At 71.4% G+C, this 2,636-nt stretch carries 3 protein-coding genes; 2 read left to right on the top strand and 1 reads right to left on the bottom strand.

The genetic code is table 11. The features are described from left to right. Positions 1 to 120 precede the first annotated feature (120 nt). Together VF468_17725 and VF468_17720 are read left to right on the top strand one after the other, a co-directional pair. Complete coding sequence (locus VF468_17725; GenBank protein HEX5880131.1) at positions 121 to 1,500, top strand: wax ester/triacylglycerol synthase family O-acyltransferase; 1,380 nt, start codon at positions 121 to 123, stop codon at positions 1,498 to 1,500. Between the two features lie 42 nt (positions 1,501 to 1,542). Continuing rightward, positions 1,543 to 2,304, top strand: a complete 762-nt coding sequence (locus VF468_17720; protein ID HEX5880130.1) for a hypothetical protein — start codon at positions 1,543 to 1,545, stop codon at positions 2,302 to 2,304. Between the two features lie 67 nt (positions 2,305 to 2,371). Here VF468_17720 and VF468_17715 read toward each other — a convergent pair whose 3' ends face one another. Continuing rightward, a complete protein-coding gene (locus VF468_17715; GenBank protein HEX5880129.1) occupies positions 2,372 to 2,500 on the bottom strand; it encodes a hypothetical protein in 129 nt (42 codons plus the stop codon). Positions 2,501 to 2,636 lie beyond the last annotated feature (136 nt).

Below are 2,636 nucleotides of genomic sequence, written 5' to 3'. Positions count from 1 at the left end.
GGACGTCCGACCCTGACACTCACCTACCCCAAAGGACCCAGCTTGGAGGGGCCCTTCGCCTCTGTCACACGCTAGCTCCCAGCGGTAAGAGGTCGGGGAGAACAGGAGGGGGTGGGTGACATGGCCGAACCACGCTACATGGACCGCCTGACCGCACAAGACCTCTTCACACTGTGGACCGATGATTTCGGCTGGTCGCAGGACATCGGCGCCCTCGCCACCCTCGACGGCACCCGGCTGCTGGACGGTGACGGCCACATCCGGATCGACCACATCCGCCGACACATCGAGCCGCGACTGCAGCTGGTCCCGCGCTTCCGGCAGCTGCTGTACCGGCCCCGACTGGGGTTAGGCTGGCCGCTGTGGGTCGACGCCCAATTCTTTGACCTGGCCGACCACGTCCGGGTCCAGCCGCTGGCCCCTCCGGGGGATGAGGCCCAGCTGTTGCAAGCCTGCGCCCAGCTGTATCAGCGGCGGCTGGATCCGACCCGGCCGCTGTGGCAGCTCTGGCTGCTGCCTAGCCTGCCCGACCAGCAGGTCGGCGTCTTCCTGCGCGCCCATCACACCCTGGCCGACGGGGTGGCGGGGGTGGCGGTCTTCGGGGCGCTGCTGGACCTGGACGCCGATGCGCCGCCCCCGGTCCCGGCGCCGTGGACGCCGGCCCCGATCCCCTCGGCGGGCGCGTTGCTGGGCGACAACCTGCGCCGGCGCCTGCGGGGGCTCGGTCGCGGCCTGTCACGCCTTGGCCATGCCAGCCGGCCGCGGGAGGCCTCACAGGGCGCGTTGCGGGAGTTCTTCGCCGAGCGTGCCCCCCGCACCAGCCTCAACCGCCGGATCGGCTCAGAGCGCCGGCTGGCCATCGTGCGCAGCCGCCTGCAGGTGGCCAAGCAGGACGCCCACGCCCACCACGCCAAGGTCAACGACGTGGTCCTGGCGGCGGTGGCCGGCGGCCTACGCCAGCTCCTGGCCGGCCGCGGCGAGGACATCGACAGGCTGGTGCTGCGGGTGATGGTGCCCATCTCGCTGCACCACGAGCAGCCCGGGCAGGCCCGCGGCAACCAGATCGGCTACATGGTGGTGCCGCTGCCGCTGGGCGAGCCCAACCCGGTCCGCCGCTTGGAGCTGATCGCCGGCGAGACGGCCGCCCGCAAGCAGCAGGCCCGTCCGCAAAGCGCGTCGGGAATCCTGAGCTTGCCCGTCGTGCAGCGCGCCTCCTACCGGTTCCAGCCTCACCAGCGGTTCGTGAACCTCTCGGTCACCAACGTCCCGGGGCCGCCGGTGCCGCTGTACCTGGCCGGGGCACAGCTGTTGGAGCTGTTCCCGGTGGCGCCGATCCTGGGCAACCTGACCCTCACGGTCGGGGTGCTGTCCTATGCCGGGCAGCTCAACCTCACCGCCATGGCCGACCAGGCCACCTGCCCCGACGTGGAGGTGTTCGCCCAGGGCGTGCGCGGCGCCCTGGACGAGCTTGCGCGGTCGGCGCTGGTGCCTGCCTCCTGAGGAAGGTGTAACCGAGCTTTGACACCCTTGAAGGGAGCCACCATGACCGCCACTGTCGGCACCGGAGCCCAGGTTGCCCTGGCGGCGCCATCCACCCCACCGCAGGCCCCCTCGGAGGATCCCGAGCGCCAGCGGCAGCTGCTGCAGGCGCTGACCACCGAGCACTTCACGCTGCAGACCGCCCGCTCGGCCACCATCGCCGACAGCAACGGCCGCTCGGCGCTGTACCTTGCCACCGTCTCCAGCGCGGTGGTCGCGCTGGCCTTCATCGGCCAAGTCGACCACCTCCGCCAGGCGTTCTTCCTGTTCGCGCTGGCGCTGCTGCCGGCGCTGGTGCTGCTGGGTGTCCTGACCTACCTGCGGCTGGTCCAGACGGCCATCGAGGACCTGTTCTATGCCCGGGCGATCAACCGCATCCGCCGCCACTACGTGGACCTGGACCCGGACGGGGCTCGCTGGTTCCTGTTGTGCGGCTTTGACGACCCGACAGGTGTCATGGCGGCTATGGGGCTTTCCGCCCCAGGGGCTAGGCACTCCCGGTGGCATCTGCTGTCGCATGCCGCCAGCATGGTGGCGGTGGTGACCAGCATCATCGGTGGGGTGGGGGTGGCCCTGGCCGCCAACGCGGCCGGTGGCGGCCGGGTGCCGGTGGCCGCCAGCGCCACCGTGGGCGCCGTCGTCACGGTCATGAGCGTCGGCGCGTTCGGGTGGCATCAGCTGCGCCGCTGGCGGGTCGCCGAGGCCAGCGTCCCCAGCCTGTTCCCCTCCCTGCCAGCCGCCGATCTCAGTCAGGCCGACAGCTGACCACCGGCAGCCCTCTGGGCTCGCTCCCGCCGCATCCGGGGACGCGGCGGAAGCGACCAGAGCAGGGCTAGTGCCGCGTCGGTGCGGAGGCACCCTGCTCGCGGCGGTCCCTTGAGCGGCGGATCGCCGTGGTGATGCCGTAGGCACACAGCGCCACGCAGAGGGTCGCCGCGATGATCCACAGCACGGTCCCCATCGCCCGTCACCTCCCTCACCGGTGCCCAGAAGCCCTAGACTTCAGTGTTGGCACTGGCCGGGATGAGCCTGGCGCGGCGGCCGCCGTCATAGCAGGGCCGAAAGCCCTCAATTCAGAGGGCTGCTCGGCCGCCCAA

This window comes from Actinomycetota bacterium (assembly GCA_036280995.1).
Classification (GTDB): Bacteria; Actinomycetota; CALGFH01; order CALGFH01; family CALGFH01; genus CALGFH01.
Note: the sequence above shows the minus strand (reverse complement) of the source record. Positions and strands in the feature narration are given on the sequence as shown.